Consider the following 20,969-nt stretch of genomic DNA (forward strand, 5'->3'; position numbering starts at 1 on the left):
CGATATGAGCAGCGAGAACCTCCCCCAGACCCCTGAGCAGCAGGGCCGTAAGCCCCGCGTGGCCGTCGTGTTCGGCGGCCGCAGCTCGGAACACGCCATCTCGGTCGTCACGGCGGGCGCCGTCCTGCGCTCCATCGACCGGTCCAAGTACGAGGTGCTGCCCATCGGCATCACCACGGACGGCCGGTGGGCGCTGACCGCCGACGAGCCCGCGCGGATGGCCATCGCAGACCGCAGGCTCCCGAGCGTCGAGGAGCTCGCCGAGTCCGAGGACGGCGCCGTCGTCCTCTCGGTCGACCCGGCCAGCCGCCAGGTCGTCTACACCGAGCCGGGCGCCGTCCCGAAGGCCCTGGGCGAGGTCGACGTCGTCTTCCCCGTGCTGCACGGCCCCTACGGCGAGGACGGCACCCTCCAGGGCCTTCTGGAGCTCTCCGGCATCCCGTACGTCGGCTCGGGCGTCCTCGCCTCGGCCGTCGGGCAGGACAAGGACTACATGAAGCGGGTGTTCACGTCCTTCGGGCTGAGCGTCGGCCCGTACGTGACCATCCGTCCCCGTGAGTGGGAGGCCGACCGGGACGCCGCCACGGCCCGGATCCTGGACTTCGCCGCCGAGCACGGCTGGCCGCTCTTCGTGAAGCCCGCCCGGGCCGGCTCCTCGATCGGCATCACCAAGGTCGACGACGCCTCCGGCCTGGAGGCCGCCGTCAAGGAGGCCCGCCGCCACGACCCGAAGATCATCGTGGAGGCGCTGCTGCGTGGCCGCGAGATCGAGTGCGGCGTCCTGGAGTTCGAGGACGGGCCGCGGGCCAGCGTGCCCGCCGAGATCCCGCCGGTGTCCAGCCACGACTTCTACGACTTCGAGGCGAAGTACATCGACTCCGCCTCCGGGATCGTGCCCGCCCCGCTCACCCCGGAGCAGACCGCCGAGGTGCAGCGGCTCGCGATCGAGGCCTTCGAGGCCGCGTCCTGCGAGGGCCTCGTGCGCGCCGACTTCTTCCTCACCGAGGACGGCGAGTTCGTCATCAACGAGATCAACACGATGCCCGGTTTCACGCCGATCTCGATGTACCCGCTGATGTGGGAGAAGACCGGCATCGCGTACCCGGAGCTGGTGGATCGCCTGATCCAGGCGGCCCTGCGCCGTTCCACCGGGCTGCGCTAGCAGCAGGCACACCGCCGCCCGCCGGCCGCCCCGCACGGGGGCGGGCGGCGGGCGGCGGTGTGCCGGAGCTCAGTAGGAGGCGATGCCCGCGGGCACGGTCGCGGCGATCGCCGTGGACAGACCGACGAGCATCCCCGCGTCCGTGGCATGCTCCTTGTCGACCAGGACCTCCGTGTAAGCCAGCCGCATCCCGGTGGTGAAACGGAATCCGCCGTCGCCACGCTTCTCCAGCAGCCAGGACACGCCGTTCACCTCGACGCCCCCCTGGTTCGGATCCAGCATCTCGGGGGGCCTGGGGATACCGCACCGCAGTACGATCGCCGAGCCGCCCCACGAGGCGGTCAGGCCGGACTCCGGTTCGGTCCGGGTCCGTGCCAGGCCGGCCACCGTCTCCGGGAGCTCCTTGTGCAGTGCCGCACAGAACCCCGCGACATTGCCCGGCGGCGTGGGGGGAGGCTCCACCCGGGCCTCAGAACCGCCCGGGGAGCACGCCGCCAGGGCGGCGGGCACGGCCAGGGCGACGGGCACGGCCAGGACACGGAGGGGCCGGTGGTGGAGGGACATCACCGGCCAAGAGTAGACGGGGGCTACAGATGGACCACCGGGCAGGTCAGGGTGCGGGTGATCCCCTCCACCTGCTGGACCTTGGCGACGACCATGCGGCCGAGCTCGTCCACGGTGTCGGCCTGGGCGCGCACGATCACGTCGTACGGACCTGTCACGTCCTCGGCCTGGATCACCCCCGGGATCTGGCCGATGGACTCGGCGACGAACGACGCCTTGCCCACCTCGGTCTGAATGAGGATGTACGCCTGTACCACGGAACCTCCAGGGCGGCCACGAGGATCATTTCCCCTAACCTTCGGGTGAACCCCACACGATGGACAGGGCCGGGGGAAGAAGGGACGCCACGGTACCGCGTCGCCGTGCGCCACGGGGAGACCTGCGGGCCCGGCGCCACGCACAGCGGGGCGTACGGAGAGCAGAAGTTGACGTATCTGTTGACGGTACCCAGAGCTGTGACGGCTCGCGACCGCAAGCGGACTGGGCAAGAAGGGGCACAGGGATGAAGGGCACTGTCGGCGAGCTGGGGGAGTTCGGGCTGATCAGGGAGCTCACCTCACGACTCACCACCACCCCGGCGGTCCGTCTCGGACCCGGCGACGACGCGGCGGTCGTCTCGGCCCCCGACCGGCGGGTCGTGGCGAGCACCGACATCCTGCTGGAGGGCCGGCACTTCCGGCGCGACTGGTCCACGGCCTACGACGTCGGCCGCAAGGCCGCCGCGCAGAACCTCGCGGACATCGCGGCCATGGGGGCGGTGCCGACCGCGCTGCTCCTCGGCCTCGTCGTACCCGCCGAACTCCCGGTCACCTGGCCCACCGAGCTGATGGACGGCATCCGCGACGAGTGCCAGGTCGCCGGCGCGGCCGTGGTCGGCGGGGACGTGGTCCGCGGAGACACCATCACCGTCTCCATCACCGCCCTCGGTGACCTGCGCAACCACGAGCCCGTCCTGCGTTCCGGGGCCCAGCCCGGCGACGTCGTCGCCGTCACCGGCTGGCTCGGCTGGTCCGCGGCCGGCTTCGCCGTGCTCTCGCGCGGCTTCCGCTCCCCGCGGGCGTTCGTGGAGGCCCACCGGCGCCCCGAACCGCCGTACCACGCCGGACCTGCGGCCGCCGGCCTTGGCGCCAGCGCCATGACCGACGTCAGCGACGGCCTGATCGCGGACCTCGGGCACATCGCCGAGGCCAGCAAGGTCCGCATCGACCTCCGCTCGGCCGCCGTCGACATCCCGACCCAGATGCACGACATCGGGCAGGCCGTCGGCGTGGACCCGCTCCAGTGGGTCCTCACCGGGGGAGAGGACCACGCGATCGTGGCGACCTTCCCGCCCGACGTGAAGCTCCCCGCCCGCTGGAAGGTCATCGGCGAGGTGCTCAACCGCTCCGCGCTGCCCCAGGTGACCGTCGACGGCGCGCCCTGGACCAGCACCGGCGGCTGGGACCACTTCGGGGCCGACCCGGCCTCCCAGGACGGCACGCTGTGACCACGGCACCGCCGCTGTGCCTGACCGTCGCCGGATCGGACTCCGGCGGCGGCGCGGGCATCCAGGCCGACCTCAAGACCATGCTGGCCCTCGGCGTCCACGGCATGAGCGTGGTGACCGCTGTGACCGCCCAGAACTCCCTCGGGGTACGGGGAGCCTGGGAGCTGCCCGCCGAGGCCGTCACGGCCCAGTACCGGGCCGTCGTGGACGACATAGGCGTGCACGCCGTGAAGACCGGCATGCTCTCCTCCGCCGCCCTGGTCGAGACCGTGGCCGCGCTGCTGGCCGACACCGCGGCCCCGGCCGTCGTGGACCCCGTCGGCGTCTCCAAGCACGGGGACGCGCTGCTCGCCGCCTCCGCGCTGGACGCCGTACGCGGTGAACTGCTGCCGCGGGCCACCGTGGCCACACCCAACCTCGACGAGGTCGCCCAGCTCACCGGCATCGCCGTGCAGTCCGAGGACGACATGCGGCGGGCCGCCGATGCGATCCTCGGCCACGGCCCCCGCTGGGCGCTCATCAAGGGCGGGCACCTCGCGGCGCACGGCAGCGAGGCCGTGGACCTGCTCACCGACGGCACCGAGGAACGCTGGCTGCGCGCCCCGCGCCACTCCAACCGGCACACCCACGGCACCGGCTGCACCCTCGCCAGCGCGATCGCGGCCGGACTGGCCAAGGGCCTCGCCGTCCCGGAGGCCGTCACGGCCGCCAAGGAGTACGTGACGGGCGGCATCGCCGCCGGCTTCGCACTCGGCGGGGGCATCGGCCCGGTGGATCACGCCTGGCGGCTGCGCTGACCCCGCCCCGCCCGCCGGGATCCCCCGGACAAGGCAAAAGGCCGGTCCACCAGAGGTGGACCGGCCTTCTTGGCAACCGGAAGGGGCTGCGCTACGACGGGCGTCAGCGCGAGACCTTGCCGGCCTTGATGCACGAGGTGCAGGCGTTGAGGCGCTTCGGCGTCCCATTGACCACGGCACGGACGCGCTGGATGTTCGGGTTCCAGCGACGCGAGGTGCGGCGGTGCGAGTGGGAGATGTTGTTGCCGAAGCTCGGCCCCTTGGCGCAAACGTCGCAGTTGGCAGCCACAGGTCACTCCAAAGACTTCAGATGCAATTACAGTGAATCCGGCGCACCGGATCAGAGGTCTGAAGTGGTTTGCCGGGGAAAAGACCCGACTCTCATCGGGCAACCGGAGCAGCATACAACGACTGCGCCCGTCCAAGAAAACTACCATGGCGGCCGGCGACCCCGCCCCGCGGTCCGGACCCCGGGCGCGCGGTCCTTCGTTACCCTGCGGTGAACCCTGGCCCGCACAAGGAGGAACGCCCGGTGCCGCACGAGCCGCAGCCGCAGCCGCAGCCCGCCGACGAGCTCGACGCCGAGGCCGTGCGCACCTGGAGCTCGCTCGCCCTGGCCGCGCTGGGCCGGGCCCGCGAGGACATCGACGCGATCAACGTCTACCCGGTCGCCGACGCGGACACCGGCACCAACCTCTACCTCACCGCCGAGTCGGCCGACCGCGCCCTGGCCGAGGCCTTCGTCAGCGCCGCCGACGCCGCGGGGACCCCCGCACCCACCTCACTGTCCGAGGCCGTACGGGCCTGGGCGCACGGCGCACTCGTCGGCGCCCGCGGGAACTCCGGAACCATCCTCGCCCAGCTGCTGCGCGGAGTGGCCGACGTGCTCGGCGCCGAGCACGAGGGCCGCCGGGCCGGCCCCGGCGGGCTGCTGGCCCACGCCCTCACCCGGGCCGCGGAGGAGGCGTACGCCGCCGTCGCCCACCCCGTGGAGGGCACCATGCTCACCGTCGCGGGCGCCGCCGCGCGGGCCGGCGAAGCGGCCTCGGCGGCCGCCGGCACCGCGGTGGACGTGGCCCGCGCGGCCTACGACGGCGCCCGCGCCGCACTCGCCGACACCCCCGGACAGCTCGCCGTGCTGGGCCGGGCCGGGGTGGTCGACGCCGGCGGCTGCGGGCTGGTCGCCGTTCTGGGCGCCCTCTGGCAGACGCTGTCCGGCCAGGAGCCGGCCGCCGGACCGCTCGCGGGGGCCGGCCGGACGACGACGCCCGCACCGCGGCCGGCCGACCCCTGCGAGCAGGACGAGGACGGGCCCGCGTACGAGGTGATCTACCTGCTGGAGGCCTCGGAGACGGCGGTCGCGGAACTGCGCGCCACCCTCGACGGACTCGGCGACTCCCTGGTCGTGGTCGGCGGCGACGGACTGTGGAACGTCCACGTCCACGTCGACGACCCCGGCGCGGCCGTGGAGGCGGGCGTGGTCGCCGGGCGGCCGTACCGGATACGGATCACGCACTTCGGCGACGAGCGCCGGCGGGGCCGCGCCGAGCGCGCCCAGCGGGCCGTCGTCGCCGTCGTCCCCGGCGAGGGACTGGCGGGCCTGTGCGCCGAGGCGGGCGCGACCACCGTGCTGGTGCGCCCCGGAGAGGTTCCGGCCACCGCCGAACTCCTCGACGCCGTCCGACGCGCCCACGCCCGCGAGGTGGTGCTCCTGCCGGGCGGCGCCGAACTGCGCGCGGCGGCGGCCGCGGCCGCCGAGCAGGCCCGCGCCGAGGGCGTACGCATGGCCGTGATCCCCACCCGCTCCGCGGTCCAGGGCCTGGCCGCGCTCGCCGTGCACGACCCGGACGGCAGCTTCGACGAGGACGTGGTGGCCATGACCGCCGCCGCCGGCGCCACCCGGTACGGGGAACTGGCCGTCGCCGAACGCCAGTCCTTCACCTCGGCCGGCATCTGCCAGGCCGGCGACGTGCTCGGCCTCATCGACGGCGACGTCGCCGTGATCGGCGCGGGCCTGGCCGAGACCGCCGAGGCCGTCCTGGACCGGATGCTGGGCTCCGGCGGCGAACTCGTCACCCTGGTCCTCGGACCCGAGGTGCCGGACGGCGTCGCCGAACACCTGGAGGGCTACGTACAGTCCGGCCACCTGGCGGTGGACACCGTCACCTACCGCGGCGGCCGGTACTCGGCGCCGCTCCTCATCGGGGTGGAATAGCGGCCTTGTCAGCGCCATGGTGTGCAATGGAACACGTGCCCGCGCTCGACGAAGACCTCAAGAAGACGCTCGGACCCGCCACCGCCAAGGTGCTGGCCGAGCAGCTCGGCCTGCACACGGCCCTGGACCTGCTCCACCACTACCCGAGGCGGTACGCCGAGCGCGGCGAGCTGACCTCGCTGGCCGAGCTCGCCGACCAGATCGACGAGCACGTGACCGTCGTCGCACAGGTCGCCGACGCCCGGGTCCTGACCTTCAACGGAGGCCGGGGCAAGCGGCTGGAGGTCACCATCACCGACGGCAGCGGCCGGCTCCAGCTGGTCTTCTTCGGAGCCGGTGTCCACAAGCCCCACAAGGAGCTGCTGCCCGGCAGCCGCGCGATGTTCGCCGGCAAGGTCTCCAGGTTCAACCACAAGCTCCAGCTCGCGCACCCGGCGTACGAACCGCTCGGCGCGGACGCCTCCGACCGGGACGCCGCCACCGCCTTCGCCAACCAGCTGATCCCGATCTACCCGGCCTGCGCGAAGCTGGAGTCCTGGAAGATCGCCAAGTGTGTGGACGCCGTACTGCCCAGCGCCCAGGAGGCGGTGGACCCGCTGCCGCCCGCCCTGCGCGAGGGCCGCGGACTGGTGCCGCTCACCGAAGCCCTGCTGAAGATCCACCGGCCGGCCACCAAGGCCGACATCGAGGACGCCCGACAACGCCTGAAGTGGGACGAGGCCTTCGTCCTCCAGGTCGCCCTGGCCCGCCGCCGCCACGCCGACGCGCAGCTCCCGGCCGTCCCGCGCCGCCCCGCCCCCGGCGGCCTGCTCGACTCCTTCGACGCCGAACTCCCCTTCACCCTCACCGAGGGCCAGCAGAAGGTCTCGAAGGAGATCTTCGACGACCTCGCCACCAGCCACCCCATGCACCGCCTCCTCCAGGGCGAGGTCGGAAGCGGTAAGACCCTGGTGGCCCTGCGGGCCATGCTGGCCGTCGTCGGCTCCGGGGGGCAGGCGGCGATGCTCGCGCCCACCGAGGTGCTCGCCCAGCAGCACCATCGCTCCGTCGTCGAGATGATGGGCGAACTGGCCGAGGGCGGCATGCTCGGCGGCTCCGACCAGGGCACCAAGGTCGTGCTGCTCACCGGGTCGATGGGGATGCCGGCCCGCCGCCAGGCCCTGCTCGACCTGGTCACCGGCGAGGCCGGGATCGTCATCGGCACGCACGCCCTGATCGAGGACAAGGTGCAGTTCCACGACCTCGGCCTGGTCGTCGTCGACGAACAGCACCGGTTCGGCGTGGAACAGCGCGACGCGCTCCGGTCCAAGGGCAAGCAGCCCCCGCACCTGCTGGTGATGACCGCCACCCCGATCCCGCGCACCGTCGCCATGACCGTCTTCGGCGACCTGGAGACCTCCGTCCTCGACCAGCTGCCCGCCGGGCGCTCGCCGATCGCCACCCACGTGGTGCCGGCCAAGGACAAGCCGCACTTCCTCGCCCGGGCCTGGGAGCGGGTCCGCGAGGAGGTCGAGAAGGGCCACCAGGCGTATGTGGTCTGCCCGCGCATCGGCGACGGGGAGGACGACCCCAAGAACGCCAAGAAGAAGGCCGCCGCCGCGGACGACCCCGACAAGCGGCCCCCGCTCGCGGTCCTGGAGGTGGCCGAACAGCTCGCGCGCGGACCGCTCGCCGGGCTGAGCGTCGAGGTGCTGCACGGCCGGATGGACCCGGCCGACAAGGACGACGTCATGCGGCGCTTCACGGCGGGCGAGGTCAAGGTGCTGGTCGCCACCACCGTCATCGAGGTCGGTGTGAACGTCCCGAACTCCACCGTCATGGTGATCATGGACGCGGACCGGTTCGGCGTCTCCCAGCTCCACCAGCTGCGCGGCCGGGTCGGCCGCGGCTCCGCCCCGGGCCTGTGCCTGCTCGTCAGCGAGATGCACGAGGCGAGCCCCGCCCGGGCCCGGCTGGCCGCCGTCGCCGCCACCCTGGACGGCTTCGAGCTCTCCCGGATCGACCTCGAACAGCGCCGCGAGGGCGACGTCCTGGGCCAGGCCCAGTCCGGAGTGCGCTCCTCGCTGCGCATGCTCGCCGTCATCGAGGACGAGGAGGTCATCGCACAGGCCCGGGAGGAGGCCACCCGCGTGGTCGCCGAGGACCCGGCGCTGGAGCGGCTGCCGGGCCTGCGGACCGCCCTGGACGCCCTGCTCGACACCGAGCGCGAGCAGTACCTGGAGAAGGGCTGACCGGCACGACCTATCGTTGGAGTGCCGCGGCGGACCGCCGCGCGCCCCCTACCGCCGTACCGAAGGACCCCAGATGACCCGCGTGATCGCCGGCAGTGCCGGCGGGCGACGGCTGGCCGTGCCCCCCGGCACCGGCACCCGCCCGACCTCGGACCGGATGCGCGAAGGCCTCTTCTCCACCTGGGAGTCGCTGCACGGGGTCGAAGGCGCCCGGGTGCTCGACCTGTACGGCGGCTCCGGCGCCGTCGGCCTGGAGGCCCTCTCCCGGGGTGCGGACCACGCCCTCCTGGTGGAGGCGGACCCCAAGGCCGCCAAGGCGATCCGGGACAACATCAGGACGCTGGGCCTGCCCGGCGCCGAATTCCGGGCCGGCAAGGCCGAGCAGATCGTGGCGGCCCGCGCCGGCGGGGAGCCGTACGACGTCGTCTTCCTGGACCCGCCGTACGCCCTGGACAGCGCCGACCTGCGCGAGATCCTCCTCACACTCCGGTCCAATGGCTGGATCACGGACGACGCGCTCGTCACCGTGGAGCGCAGCACCAGGAGCGGCGCCTTCCCGTGGCCCGAGGGCTTCGAGCCGCTCCGGTCGCGGAAGTACGGCGAGGGCACTCTTTGGTACGGCCGCGCCGCCAACACCTGCGAAGACTCATGAACGAGGGAGTTCAGTTGCGCCGCGCCGTCTGTCCGGGGTCCTTCGACCCCATCCACAACGGACACCTCGACATCATCGGACGCGCCTCCAGGCTGTACGACGTCGTGCACGTGGCCGTCGGGATCAACGAGTCGAAGCAGGGCCTGTTCACCGTCGAGGAGCGGATCGAGCTGATCCGCGAGGCCACGGCCGACTACGGCAACGTCCAGGTCGAGTCCTTCCGCGGACTGCTCGTCGACTTCTGCAAGCAGCGGGACATCCCGGCCATCGTCAAGGGCCTGCGCGCGGTCAGCGACTTCGACTACGAGCTGCAGATGGCCCAGATGAACCTGGGCCTGTCGGGCGTCGAGACGCTGTTCGTCCCGACCATCCCCACCTACAGCTTCCTGTCCTCCTCGCTGGTCAAGGAGGTCGCGGCCTGGGGCGGCGACGTCGCCCACCTGCTGCCGGCGCACGTCCACGCGGCGCTCCTGGAGCGGCTGCGCGACCGCTGACCGCCTGACGATCCGTCAGGCAGTGTCGGGGGCCCGCCCGGTGGCCGTACAGTCGACCCGTCCGTCTCAGGAACCGCCCGAGGCCGAGAGAGTGCGAGCCCCCATGGACGTGCAGAAGAAGCTCGACGAGATCGTCGCGGCCGTCGGCGGCGCCCGCTCCATGCCCATGTCGGCCTCCTGCGTGATCAACCGCGCCGAGCTGCTCGCCCAGCTGGAAGAGGTCCGCCAGGCGCTCCCCGGCTCCCTCGCGCAGGCGCAGGAGCTCATCGGCGGCCGCGAGCAGATGGTCGAGGACGCCCGCCGGGAGGCGGAGCGGATCATCGACGCCGCGCACGGCCAGCGCGGTTCGCTGATCGCCGAGACCGAGATCGCGCGGCGCTCCCAGGCCGAGGCGGACCGGATCCTGGAGGAGGCCCGCCGGGAGGCCGAGCAGATCCGGGCCGAGGCCGACGACTACGTCGACAGCAAGCTCGCGAACTTCGAGGTCGTGCTGACCAAGACGATCGGCTCGGTCGACCGGGGCCGGGAGAAGCTGCTGGGCCGCGGCCCGGGCCTGGACGAGGACGGCTACCCGGACGCGGACGCCCCCGAGCGCAGCCACGACCCCGAGACGCAGCGGCAGCAGGCGGACGCCTACGTGGACACCAAGCTCGCCACCTTCGAGGCGGTGCTCTCCAAGACTCTGGAGGCCGTGGGCCGCGGCCGCCAGAAGCTGCTCGGCCGGGTCCCGACGGACGAGCTGGGCGTGCTCATGGCGGCCCAGGACGCGGACGGCCGGCCCTCCCGCTCGGCGAGCGACGCGGACTTCCTGGCGGGCCTCGCGGAACCGGAGCCCGCGCACGTACAGCCGCCGGTCCCGGCCCGGGCCGAGCCCGTGTACGACGCGTACGGCTACCAGCAGCCCGCCGCCCAGCAGCAGGACGCGTACGGCTACCAGGACCCGTACGGGGGCTACCAGCAGCAGCCGGACCCGTACTCCGGTGCGAGCACCGGCTCCACCGGAGCGGCTTACGCCGCGCACTATGACGCGCAGCAGCCCGACCCGTACGCGGCCTACCAGCAGCCGCAGCAGGCCCCGCACCAGCAGCAGGCGCAGCAGCCCTCGCTCGACGAGACCAGCTTCTTCGACACGAGCATGATCAACCTGGACCAGCTGCGCCAGTACGAACAGGGTCGCTAGGGCCGGATTGGGCTCAGGGCCAAGCGCCGGGTATCCTGGCTCTTCGGTCGCGCGTATGCGTCGCGATCCATGCTGCCCTTCAGCGGCGGAATCTTTGATCTTCAGCGATCTGTGAAAGCAGGAACAGCCCTGAACACCCGCCTCGACCACCGCAACCCCCTCGTGTTCGACACGCACGAGCTGGGCCGGCGTCCTGGTGCCATGCAGCGGCTGTCCCGCGAGATCCCGGCGCCGGCGGACTTCGGTCTCGTCGACGTCATCGGAGTGCCGCAAGGCGCGCCGCTGAAGCTCAACCTCCGCCTCGAGTCGGTCATGGAAGGGGTGCTTGTCACAGGCACCGTCCGTGCATCGGCGGCGGGGGAGTGCGTAAGGTGTCTGGAGGCCGTCGAGCGTGAGCTCAAGGCGGACTTCCAGGAGATGTTCTCGTACCCTGACGCCGACGACCGGGGCCGCGCAAAGGCGGAGCCGGCCGACGACGCCGAGGACGACGAGGACACGCTCTTCCTCGAGGACGGATTGTTCGACCTCGAACCCGTGCTGCGTGATGCGGTGGTGCTCGCACTGCCGATGCAGCCGGTGTGCCGGGAGGACTGTCTGGGACTGTGCCCCGATTGCGGGGTCAGCCTCAACGACGACCCGGACCACCACCACGACGCCGTCGACATCCGGTGGGCGGCATTGCAGGAACTCGTCGTGACCGATCAGGACGACGAGAAGGACAACATGAGCGGCACTGCATCTGACGACGTTCAGAGCGCCGCCGAGAAGCAGGAGAAGTAGCCGTGGCTGTTCCGAAGCGGAAGATGTCGCGCAGCAACACGCGCCACCGCCGGTCGCAGTGGAAGGCTGCGGTCCCCACCCTGGTTTCGTGTGAGCGTTGCCAGGAGCCGAAGCTCCAGCACATCGCGTGCCCGAGCTGCGGCACCTACAACAAGCGCCAGGTCCTCGAGGTCTGAGCGGCTGGTGAGAGGCGCAATGTCTGAGCTGTCCAACGCTGAGAAGCAGGCAGACAGTAACAACGCGGCCTCGTCCCACACGCTTCTGGAAGGGCGGCTCGGGTACCGACTCGAGTCCGCCCTTCTGGTGCGTGCGCTGACCCACCGCTCGTACGCGTACGAGAACGGCGGTCTGCCCACCAACGAACGCCTGGAGTTCCTCGGGGACTCCGTGCTGGGCCTGGTGGTCACGGACACGCTGTACACGACCCACCCGGACCTCCCCGAAGGCCAGCTGGCCAAGCTTCGGGCCGCGGTGGTCAACTCGCGTGCACTGGCGGAGGTCGGGCGCGGCCTCGACCTGGGCTCCTTCATCCGGCTCGGCCGGGGCGAAGAGGGCACGGGCGGCCGGGACAAGGCCTCCATCCTCGCCGACACCCTTGAAGCGGTCATCGGCGCGGTCTACCTCGACCAGGGCCTCGACGCGGCCTCGGAGCTGGTCCACCGGCTCTTCGACCCGCTCATCGAGAAGTCCTCGAACCTCGGGGCCGGCCTGGACTGGAAGACCAGTCTCCAGGAGCTCACGGCGGCCGAAGGTCTTGGCGTACCGGAATACCTGGTCACCGAGACCGGTCCGGACCACGAGAAGACCTTCACCGCTGCCGCCCGCGTCGGTGGTGTCTCGTACGGCACCGGCACCGGCCGCAGCAAGAAGGAAGCGGAACAGCAGGCCGCGGAGTCTGCCTGGCGCGGGATCCGCGCCGCGGCGGACGAGCGGACTGCGGCGGCTGCGGCCGCCGCTCCGGCGCAGGTCCCGGTTTCGGCCGAGGCCGCGGACGGCGGGGTGCCGACGCCCGCCGATCCGGCTCCGGACGCCTGACCTTCCTTCTCGCGTACACCATCGCCCGCCCCCGCAGCGCAGGGGCGGGCGTTGTCGTTCCCGGGCGGCCGGTACGCTCACGGCAGCGTCAGATCCGCCCCCGACGGAGGTAATCCCGTGCCCGAGCTGCCCGAAGTCGAAGTCGTACGGCGGGGGCTGGAGCGCTGGGTGGCCGGACGGACCGTCGAGGCCGTCGAGGTCCTGCACCCGCGTGCGGTGCGGCGCCATCCGGGCGGCGGGGCCGACTTCGCGGCGCGGCTGCGGGGCGAGACCCTCGGGGTGCCGCAGCGCCGCGGCAAGTACCTGTGGCTGCCCCTGGCGGGACGGGACCTGTCGGTGCTCGGGCACCTGGGCATGAGCGGGCAGCTGCTGGTGCAGCCCGAGGGCGCCGCCGACGAGAAGCACCTGCGGATCCGGGTGCGCTTCGAGGACGACGCCGGGACGGAGCTGCGCTTCGTGGACCAGCGGACCTTCGGCGGGCTCTCGCTGCACGAGACCGTCGCCGACAGCGCCGAGGGCCTGCCCGACGTCATCGCGCACATCGCGCGGGACCCCCTGGATCCGCTGTTCGACGAGACGGCCTACCACCTGGCGCTGCGCGCCAAGCGGACCACCGTCAAGCGGGCCCTGCTCGACCAGTCCCTGATCAGCGGGGTCGGCAACATCTACGCCGACGAGGCGCTGTGGCGCGCCAGGCTGCACTACGAGCGCCCCACGGCCAACCTCACGCGCCCCCGGAGCGCGGAACTCCTCGGCCATGTCCGGGACGTCATGAACGCGGCCCTCGCCGTGGGCGGGACGAGCTTCGACAGCCTGTACGTCAACGTGAACGGGGAGTCGGGCTACTTCGATCGGTCACTCGACGCCTACGGGCGTGAGGACGAGCCCTGCCGGCGCTGCGGCACGCCGGTGCGCCGCCGGCCGTGGATGAACAGGTCGAGCTACTTCTGCCCGCGCTGTCAGCGGCCGCCGCGCGTTTCGTCGTAGGTCGCCCGGGCGGTCAGGACCGCCGACATGTTCCCCTCCAGGTGGTGGATCAGGGCGAGGAGCCGGTCCGCGACCTCGATGCCGAGAGGGGTCAGTTCGTAGTCGACGCGCGGCGGGTTGGTGGGCTGCGCCTCGCGGTTGACTATGCCGTCGCGCTCCAGCGCGTGCAGCGTCTGGGAGAGCATCTTCTCGCTCACGCCCTCCACCCGGCGGCGCAGCTCGTTGAACCGGCACGGGCCCTCGCGCAGTGCGCCCACGGTGAGACTGCCCCAGCGGCCGGTGACGTGCTCCAGCGTCTCGCGGGACGGGCAGGCCCGGGCGAAGACGTCGAACGGCTGCTCGGACTCGGACTCGTGGGCTTCGGCTTCGGTACAGGCGGGGGTCTCCATGGAACAAGCGTACTCCCGGGCAGCGCTAACTCGCAGGTTGCGCTTTCTAAAAGTTAGTGGTTCTCTTTTCTCGTCGCAGCACGCCCCGTGCCGCGACGGGAGCCTTTCCGAGGGAGAGATCAGCCTTGTCCGGTAGCACGCACACCCCCGTCGTCTCGATCGCCTACCACTCCGGCTACGGCCACACTGCCGTTGTCGCGGAGGCGGTCCGCAGTGGCGCCGTGGACGCCGGGGCGACCGTCCACCTCATCAAGGTCGACGAGATCGACGACGCGCAGTGGGAGCTGCTCGACGCGTCCGACGCGATCGTCTTCGGCTCCCCGACGTACATGGGCACCGCCTCGGGCGCCTTCCATGTCTTCGCCGAGGCCTCCTCGAAGCGCTGGTTCGGCGACGCCTGGCAGGACAAGATCGCGGCCGGCTTCACCAACTCCGCCTCGAAGAGCGGCGACAAGCTGCACACGCTGCAGTTCTTCCAGGTCCTGGCCGCGCAGCACGGCATGAACTGGGTCAACCTGGGCCTGAAGCCGGGCTGGAACTCCAGCACGGGCTCCGAGAACGACCTCAACCGCCTGGGCTTCTTCTCCGGCGCCGCCGCCCAGTCCAACTCCGACGAGGGTGCGGACGCGGTCCACAAGGCCGACATCGCGACGGCGGAGCACCTGGGCCGCCGCGTGGCCGAGCACACCCGCGTCGTCGTCGCGGGCCGCGCGACCCTGGCGGCCGCCACCGTCTGACGTCTCGCGCCTGCCGCCCGGCGATGCCCGGCGCAACAGGGGAAGGGGCCGGGTCCGCGACCCGGCCCCTTCCGGGCGTTCCACGCCGCGGCCGGCGGCCCGGCCCGCGGCGGGGTGTGTCAGAAGCCGAAGTCCTGGGTCCACCAGGGGCCGCCGGCGGCGAAGTGCGCGCCGACGCCCAGGGTGCGGAACTCACAGTTGAGGATGTTGGCCTTGTGGCCCGGGCTGTTCATCCAGGCCTTCATCACGGCATCGGCGTCGCCCTGGCCGCGGGCGATGTTCTCGCCGCCGAGGCCCGAGAGGCCGGCCTGGGCGGCGCGGTCCCAGGGGGTGTTCCCGTCGGGGTCGTCGTGGCCGAAGAAGCCGCGGGTGGCCATGTCCTTGCTGAAGGCGCCGGCCAGCGCAGCCAGCGGCGGGTTGGCGCGGACCGGCCCGCAGCCCGCCTGGGCGCGCTCCTGGTTCACCAGGGCGACCACGGCGTCCTCCTCCGCGGAGTGCCCGTCCAGGCTCGGCCGGGTCGCGGCGGCGGTGGGGCTCGGCGCCGGGGCCGGCTCGGTGGGTGCCGGGGCCTGGGTCTTCTTCGGCGCCTCGGGGGAGGGGACCGGCGCGGCCGGGGTCTTGCGAACGGGGCTCGGCGCCGCGGGCGGCGTGGCGCTGGGCGATGCCTTCGGCGCCTGGGACGCGGAGGGGGTCGGCGAAGCGGACGGCGTGGGGGAGGCCGACGGTGAAGGGGAGCCCGACGGGGTCGCCGGGGCGGAGGGCGCGCCGGTCGTCGCCGGGGCATGGCCCGACAGGCTAGCGAGGCCGCCCTGCCGCTGGAGCAGCGGGTCGGGGGTGGGGGTGGCCTTGGCCGCGGCCTTCGAGGCGGTGGCGTTCACGGTCGTGTCCGTGCCGCTCACCCCCACATAGGGGAAGGAGCCGCCGACCGGGACCATGCCGGTGGTGACGGCGGCGGTGCCGAGGGCGACGGCGACCGAGACCCCGAGCAGGCCGGTGCGCAGGGCGGTGCCGTGCATGCCGCCGCGGCGCGGCGGGGTGGGGAGCCGGTGACGTCCCATCGGTGTCGTGCCTTCCTGACCGGAGCAAGATCGTCCCTTACTCACCCAAATGGGTGAGTTCGTTGGTGCGCGACTGTACGCCATGGGGCCCCGGGGGCGATGTGACCGAAAAGTGCCCGCCCGGATAGCGTTCGCCCATGAATGAAGATGTCCGCCTGACCGCATGGGTGCGCGGCCGTGTGCAGGGAGTGGGCTTCCGCTGGTTCACCAGGGAGAACGCCCTGGAGATCGGCGGCGTGGTCGGCTTCGCGCTCAACCTCGACGACGGGCGGGTGCAGGTGGTCGCCGAAGGTCAACGTGAGAATTGCCACCGCCTGCTCGACTGGTTGCGGTCCGCCGACACGCCCGGCCGGGTGGACGGGGTGACAGAGATCTGGGGGACACCGCGCGGTGGCTACGACGGATTCGGGATGCGGTGAGCGATCGACTGATCATGAACTCATCACATCTCTGACCGTCCGGACCCGGTCGGAACTGGGCATTCGTCGCCGACGCGTTGCCGAGGCGGACGATCCGTGGAAGGCTCGAGGATGAGGATGATCTCCACGCCCCTTGTGGGGCCCGGGCTGCCCGCCGATACGGGGCGTGATCGTGTTGACCGTCAAACTTTTTGGTGAGACGCTGGAAGCCCCGCGCACCTGAGCTGTTTGGCAGTGCTGGCAGTAGTAAGCGCAGTGACTGACAGTCGCTGCCGGACATCCGCGGGTGCGATTCCCTCACGACCCACACCGCTTCGGTCGGTCACTCAGTGTGGAGGACCATCCATCATGGCAAAGGCGCTTCTCGGTTACGTCGGCGGTTCCGACCCGCGACTCCTCGCCGAGATGCGACGGCTTCAGCAGCGCGTCCAGGACCTCGAGTCCGAGCTCGTACGGATTCAGTCCGAAAATGACGCGCTGAACGCGGCCGCCGCTCAGCACGACGGAGACTCGCTGCTGGACAGCATCGACATCGACGTACCCCAGGCGGAGCCTGCGCTCACCTGATCCGCGCTCACTCGTCGCTCGAATCCAGCCCCGCATGATCTGCAAGGGACGCTCCGGCGTCCCTTCTTTCTTTGGACTCCGCATCAGGGACCACAGGGCCGGGTGGGGGGCCTGATGCCTTTGACGTCGATCGTGCCCTGCACCTTCATGGGTGAAACCGAACGTGAGAGGTAGAGTCCGGCGGCGTGCACCTCAAGTCCCTGACCCTGCGTGGCTTCAAATCCTTCGCCTCCGCCACCACCCTGCGCTTTGAACCCGGCATCACCTGTGTCGTGGGTCCGAACGGCTCGGGCAAGTCCAACGTCGTCGACGCGCTGTCCTGGGTCATGGGCGAACAGGGAGCCAAGTCCCTGCGCGGCGGCAAGATGGAGGACGTCATCTTCGCCGGGACCACCGGACGTCCGCCGCTCGGCCGCGCCGAGGTCTCCCTGACGATCGACAACTCCGACGGCGCGCTGCCCATCGACTACGCCGAAGTCACCATCACCCGGATCATGTTCCGCGGCGGCAGCAGCGAATACCAGATCAACGGTGACACCTGCCGGCTGCTCGACATCCAGGAACTGCTCTCCGACTCCGGTATCGGCCGCGAGATGCACGTCATCGTCGGGCAGGGCCAGCTGGACTCTGTCCTGCACGCCGACCCCATGGGCCGCCGCGCCTTCATCGAGGAGGCGGCCGGCGTACTGAAGCACCGCAAGCGCAAGGAGAAGGCGCTGCGGAAGCTCGACGCGATGCAGGCCAACCTCGCCCGCGTGCAGGACCTGGGCGACGAACTGCGCCGGCAGCTCAAGCCCCTGGGCCGCCAGGCCGCCGTCGCCCGCCGGGCCGCCGTGATCCAGGCCGACCTGCGCGACGCGCGGCTGCGCCTGCTCGCCGACGACCTGGTCGCGCTGCGGCGCGCGCTCGACGCGGAGATCGCGGACGAGGCCGCGCTGAGGGAGCGCAAGGAGGCCGCCGAGGCCCAGCTCGCGGCGGCGCTGCGGCGCGAGGCCGAGCTGGAGGAAGCCGTACGGGAACTCACGCCGAGGCTCCGGCGGGCGCAGCAGACCTGGTACGACCTGTCGCAGCTCGCCGAACGGGTACGGGGCACCGCGTCCCTCGCCGACGCGCGGGTCACGAGCGCGACGGCCCCCGTCGAGGAGGAGCGCAGGGGACGCGATCCCGAGGACATGGAACGGGAGGCGGAGCGGATCCGCGAACAGGAGGCCGAGCTGACGGCCGCCCTGGAAGCGGCCTCCCGCGCCCTGGAGGACACCACCGGGCACCGCGCGGAGCTGGAACGCGAGCTGGCCGACGAGGAACGCCGGCTGCGGGACGCCGCGCGGGCCATCGCCGACCGGCGCGAGGGGCTGGCCCGGCTGACCGGTCGGCTCGGCGCGGCCCGCTCCCGCGCCGGGGCGGCCCAGGCGGAGATCGACCGGCTCGCGCTGGCGCGGGACGAGGCGCAGAGCCGGGCCGAGGCCGCACAGGCCGAGTACGAGGCGCTGGCGGAGGAGGTCGGCGGGCTCGACGACCCGTCGGCGGAGACGGACCACGAGGCCGCGCGGGCCGAGCTCAAGGAGGCCGAGGCCGGGCTGAGCGCCGCACGCGAGGAGCTGGCGGCGGCGGAGCGCTCGCGGGCGGCGGTGGCTGCCCGCCGGGACGCGCTGGCGCTGGGGCTGCGCCGCAAGGACGGTACGAGGGCACTGCTGGCGGCCCGCGAGCGGCTGGCCGGGGTGCTGGGCCCGGCGGCGGAACGGCTGTCGGTGACCCCGGGGTACGAAGCGGCGGTGGCCGCCGCGCTGGGCTCGGCGGCGGACGCGCTGGCGGTGTCCTCCCCGTCGGCGGCGGCCGGGGCGATCCGCCACCTGCGCGACGCGGACGCCGGCCGCGCCACGCTCCTGATCACCCCACCGACCGCCCTCCCGGGCGGGGGCGCGGCCGGCGGCGGGCCGGCGGTGCCGGTGCAAGGGGCTGGGCCTGCCTCTGACCCCGGCGGTCCCGCACACCTGCCCGGCCGGGCTCCGGGGTCTGCGCCCGCGGCCTCCGCGGCCGGCGTGACCTCCGGGGCCGGGGCCGCTCCGGTGGACGAGGTCCGGCCGGGTCCGGGTGCAGGGGCTGTGCCTGCGGCGGGGTCTGGAGGGGGCCCGGGGCAGGGCCTGACGGCGTGGGTGCCCGCGGCGCAGGCTCGCGCCGCGGACACCGGCGGAGCTGCTGCCCCGTCGGGTCAGGGCTCCGGGCCGACGGCCGCCCACGTGGCCGGGGCGGGGCGGTTCGTGCCCGTCGTGGCGCTGGTGGGTGGGGACGACGAGGTGCGGCGGGCGCTGGCGTGGGTGCTGCGCGACCACGTCGTCGTCGGCACGCTCGACGAGGCCGAGGCGCTCGTCGCGCAGCGCCCCGACACCGTGGCGGTGACCGCCCTGGGCGACGTCCTCGGCGCACACCTCGCGCACGGCGGGTCCGCCGGTGCACCCAGCCTGATCGAGGTGCAGGCCGCCGTCGACGAGGCCGCGGCGGAGCTGACCCGGCTGGCCGCGCGGTGCGAGGAGCTCGCCGCCGCTCAGGCCATCGCGCAGACCCGACGGCAGGACGCGGCCGCGCTGGTCGAGGAGCTCGCCGAGCGGCGGCGCGCCGCGGAACAGGCCCGGGCCGGGGTCGCCCAGCAGCTCGGACGCCTCGCCGGGCAGGCGAAGGGCGCCGTCGGGGAGGCCGAGCGCGGCGCCGCCGCCGCGGCCAAGGCCCAGGACGCCCTGGAACAGGCGCTGGCGGAGGTCGAGGAGTGCGCGGAGCGGCTCGCCGTCGCCGAGGAGATGCCGGTGGAGGAGGAGCCGGACAGCTCCCGCCGGGACCGGCTCGCGGCCGACGGGGCCAACGCCCGCCAGACCGAGATGGAGGCCCGGCTCCAGCTGCGGACCCACGAGGAGCGGGTCAAGGGGCTGGCCGGGCGGGCCGACTCCCTCGACCGGGCGGCCCGCGCCGAGCGCGAGGCCCGGGCCCGGGCCGAACGCCGCCGGGCACGGCGGCGCCACGAGGCGGACGTGGCCCGCGCGGTCGCCGACGGAGCCCGCCAGCTCCTCGCCCATGTGGAGGTCTCCCTCCACCGCGCCGACGAGGAGCGCACCCTGGCCGAACGGGCCAAGGGGCTGCGCGAGCGCGAGCTGACCGAGGCACGCAACAAGGGCCGCGACCTGAAGGGCGAGCTCGACAAGCTCACCGACTCCGTCCACCGCGGCGAGGTGCTCGGTGCCGAGCAGCGGCTGCGCATCGAGGCCCTGGAGGCCAAGGCGCTGGAGGAGTTCGGCATGGAGCCGCTCGCGCTCGTCGCCGAGTACGGTCCGGACCAGCCGGTCCCGCCGTCCCCGCCGGCCGACGGCGAGGAGCTGCCGCAGGACCCCGAGCACCCGCGCAACCGGCCCGGACCCTTCGTCCGCGCGCAGCAGGAGAAGCGTTTCAAGGCGGCCGAACGGGCCTACCAGCAGCTCGGCAAGGTCAACCCGCTGGCCCTGGAGGAGTTCGCGGCGCTGGAGGAGCGCCACAAGTTCCTCAGCGAGCAGCTGGAGGACCTCCGAAAGACACGGGCGGACCTCCTTCAAGTGGTGAAGGAGGTCGACGAGCGCGTCGAACAGGTCTTCACCGAGGCCTACCGGGACACCGCCCGAGAATTCGAGGGGGTGTTCTCGCGCTTGTTCCCGGGCGGCGAGGGCAGGTTGGTACTGACCGACCCGGACAACATGCTGACCACCGGGGTGGACGTGGAGGCCCGCCCCCCGGGCAAGAAGGTCAAGCGCCTGTCGCTGCTCTCCGGCGGCGAGCGCTCGCTGACGGCCGTGGCCATGCTGGTGTCGATCTTCAAGGCGCGCCCCAGCCCGTTCTACGTGATGGACGAGGTCGAGGCCGCCCTCGACGACACCAACCTGCAGCGGCTCATCCGGATCATGGAGGAACTCCAGGAGAGCTCACAGCTGATCGTGATCACCCACCAGAAGCGGACGATGGAGGTCGCCGACGCGCTCTACGGCGTCTCCATGCAGGGCGACGGAGTCTCCAAGGTCATCAGCCAACGGCTGCGCTGACGAACCTTCAGTTCAAGAAGTGAATTCATTGGGAGAGCTCTGCGCTGCATAAGAAGTTCATCCCAGGTATTGACTTCAAAAACTGAACGCATAGGCTCGCTCCGCTGTCCCCCGCCTTCGGGTGGTGCCCGATCTTGAACTGTGCGCCACTGTAAGGACGG

The 20,969-nt window shown here is 72.5% G+C and carries 21 protein-coding genes; 16 read left to right on the forward strand and 5 right to left on the reverse strand.

The features are described 5' to 3' along the window. The first annotated feature begins 4 nt into the window (after positions 1-4). Positions 5-1,162 (forward strand): D-alanine--D-alanine ligase family protein, encoded by a 1,158-nt coding sequence (locus AAT21_RS09880; protein WP_046776297.1) that lies wholly within the window; start codon positions 5-7, stop codon positions 1,160-1,162. A gap of 69 nt (positions 1,163-1,231) precedes the next feature. Here AAT21_RS09880 and AAT21_RS09885 read toward each other — a convergent pair whose 3' ends face one another. Next, a complete protein-coding gene (locus AAT21_RS09885) occupies positions 1,232-1,726 on the reverse strand; it encodes a DUF3515 domain-containing protein (protein WP_046776298.1) in 495 nt (164 codons plus the stop codon). A gap of 23 nt (positions 1,727-1,749) precedes the next feature. Beyond that, positions 1,750-1,983: an Lrp/AsnC family transcriptional regulator gene (locus AAT21_RS09890; protein WP_030028650.1), complete on the reverse strand. Its 234-nt coding sequence runs from the start codon at positions 1,981-1,983 to the stop codon at positions 1,750-1,752. 245 nt (positions 1,984-2,228) lie between these two features. Here AAT21_RS09890 and AAT21_RS09895 point away from each other — a divergent pair, with 245 nt between their 5' ends. Beyond that, positions 2,229-3,212, forward strand: coding sequence for a thiamine-phosphate kinase (locus AAT21_RS09895; RefSeq protein WP_046776299.1), 984 nt, complete (start codon positions 2,229-2,231; stop codon positions 3,210-3,212). Further along, positions 3,209-4,009 (forward strand): bifunctional hydroxymethylpyrimidine kinase/phosphomethylpyrimidine kinase, encoded by an 801-nt coding sequence (gene thiD, locus AAT21_RS09900; RefSeq protein ID WP_046776300.1) that lies wholly within the window; start codon positions 3,209-3,211, stop codon positions 4,007-4,009. The genes AAT21_RS09895 and thiD overlap by 4 nt, the downstream gene beginning before the upstream one ends. A gap of 103 nt (positions 4,010-4,112) precedes the next feature. Here the strand turns inward: thiD and rpmB are convergent, their stop codons facing one another. Next, entirely contained in the window at positions 4,113-4,298 is a 186-nt protein-coding gene (gene rpmB / locus AAT21_RS09905) for a 50S ribosomal protein L28 (RefSeq protein WP_007266795.1), read from the reverse strand. A gap of 243 nt (positions 4,299-4,541) precedes the next feature. On the opposite strand from rpmB, the gene AAT21_RS09910 reads away from it, so the two are divergent. The 9 genes from AAT21_RS09910 to mutM all read left to right on the forward strand — a co-directional run bounded on the left by AAT21_RS09910 (position 4,542) and on the right by mutM (position 13,583). Then, positions 4,542-6,224, forward strand: a complete 1,683-nt coding sequence (locus AAT21_RS09910) for a DAK2 domain-containing protein (protein WP_046776301.1) — start codon at positions 4,542-4,544, stop codon at positions 6,222-6,224. A gap of 26 nt (positions 6,225-6,250) precedes the next feature. Continuing rightward, positions 6,251-8,455 carry an ATP-dependent DNA helicase RecG gene (gene recG / locus AAT21_RS09915; RefSeq protein WP_063838081.1) on the forward strand — a complete coding sequence of 735 codons (2,205 nt, stop codon included), beginning with the start codon at positions 6,251-6,253 and terminating at the stop codon, positions 8,453-8,455. 73 nt (positions 8,456-8,528) lie between these two features. Beyond that, on the forward strand, positions 8,529-9,107 hold the full coding sequence (gene rsmD, locus AAT21_RS09920) for a 16S rRNA (guanine(966)-N(2))-methyltransferase RsmD (RefSeq protein ID WP_046776302.1): 579 nt from the start codon (positions 8,529-8,531) through the stop codon (positions 9,105-9,107). 14 nt (positions 9,108-9,121) lie between these two features. After that, entirely contained in the window at positions 9,122-9,601 is a 480-nt protein-coding gene (gene coaD / locus AAT21_RS09925; protein ID WP_030958522.1) for a pantetheine-phosphate adenylyltransferase, read from the forward strand. A 103-nt stretch (positions 9,602-9,704) separates the two neighbouring features. After that, the gene (locus AAT21_RS09930) at positions 9,705-10,781 is read left to right on the forward strand and encodes an ATP synthase F0 subunit B (protein ID WP_046776303.1); all 1,077 of its coding nucleotides are present in this window, start codon (positions 9,705-9,707) and stop codon (positions 10,779-10,781) included. A 69-nt stretch (positions 10,782-10,850) separates the two neighbouring features. Continuing rightward, positions 10,851-11,561, forward strand: coding sequence for a YceD family protein (locus AAT21_RS09935; protein ID WP_046776304.1), 711 nt, complete (start codon positions 10,851-10,853; stop codon positions 11,559-11,561). A gap of 2 nt (positions 11,562-11,563) precedes the next feature. Continuing rightward, a complete protein-coding gene (gene rpmF, locus AAT21_RS09940; RefSeq protein WP_003965982.1) occupies positions 11,564-11,737 on the forward strand; it encodes a 50S ribosomal protein L32 in 174 nt (57 codons plus the stop codon). 19 nt (positions 11,738-11,756) lie between these two features. Beyond that, the gene (rnc, locus tag AAT21_RS09945; protein ID WP_046776305.1) at positions 11,757-12,596 is read left to right on the forward strand and encodes a ribonuclease III; all 840 of its coding nucleotides are present in this window, start codon (positions 11,757-11,759) and stop codon (positions 12,594-12,596) included. Between the two features lie 117 nt (positions 12,597-12,713). After that, positions 12,714-13,583: a bifunctional DNA-formamidopyrimidine glycosylase/DNA-(apurinic or apyrimidinic site) lyase gene (mutM, locus tag AAT21_RS09950; protein WP_046776306.1), complete on the forward strand. Its 870-nt coding sequence runs from the start codon at positions 12,714-12,716 to the stop codon at positions 13,581-13,583. On the opposite strand, the gene AAT21_RS09955 is transcribed toward mutM, so the two are convergent. Continuing rightward, complete coding sequence (locus tag AAT21_RS09955) at positions 13,556-13,972, reverse strand: winged helix-turn-helix transcriptional regulator (RefSeq protein ID WP_046776307.1); 417 nt, start codon at positions 13,970-13,972, stop codon at positions 13,556-13,558. The genes mutM and AAT21_RS09955 overlap by 28 nt on opposite strands. A 125-nt stretch (positions 13,973-14,097) precedes the next feature. On the opposite strand from AAT21_RS09955, the gene AAT21_RS09960 reads away from it, so the two are divergent. Beyond that, complete coding sequence (locus AAT21_RS09960) at positions 14,098-14,709, forward strand: flavodoxin family protein (RefSeq protein WP_046776308.1); 612 nt, start codon at positions 14,098-14,100, stop codon at positions 14,707-14,709. 119 nt (positions 14,710-14,828) lie between these two features. On the opposite strand, the gene AAT21_RS09965 is transcribed toward AAT21_RS09960, so the two are convergent. After that, entirely contained in the window at positions 14,829-15,767 is a 939-nt protein-coding gene (locus AAT21_RS09965; RefSeq protein ID WP_046776309.1) for a CAP domain-containing protein, read from the reverse strand. 137 nt (positions 15,768-15,904) lie between these two features. Between AAT21_RS09965 and AAT21_RS09970 the strand changes: the two genes are divergently transcribed. The 3 genes from AAT21_RS09970 to AAT21_RS09980 all read left to right on the forward strand — a co-directional run bounded on the left by AAT21_RS09970 (position 15,905) and on the right by AAT21_RS09980 (position 20,808). Continuing rightward, entirely contained in the window at positions 15,905-16,186 is a 282-nt protein-coding gene (locus AAT21_RS09970; protein WP_030708499.1) for an acylphosphatase, read from the forward strand. Between the two features lie 348 nt (positions 16,187-16,534). Next, a complete protein-coding gene (locus tag AAT21_RS09975) occupies positions 16,535-16,753 on the forward strand; it encodes a hypothetical protein (protein WP_030032603.1) in 219 nt (72 codons plus the stop codon). 185 nt (positions 16,754-16,938) lie between these two features. Next, positions 16,939-20,808, forward strand: a complete 3,870-nt coding sequence (locus AAT21_RS09980; protein WP_046776310.1) for an AAA family ATPase — start codon at positions 16,939-16,941, stop codon at positions 20,806-20,808. Positions 20,809-20,969: the final 161 nt, after the last annotated feature.

The organism is Streptomyces yangpuensis (assembly GCF_001005295.1).
Lineage (GTDB): Bacteria > Actinomycetota > Actinomycetes > Streptomycetales > Streptomycetaceae > Streptomyces > Streptomyces yangpuensis.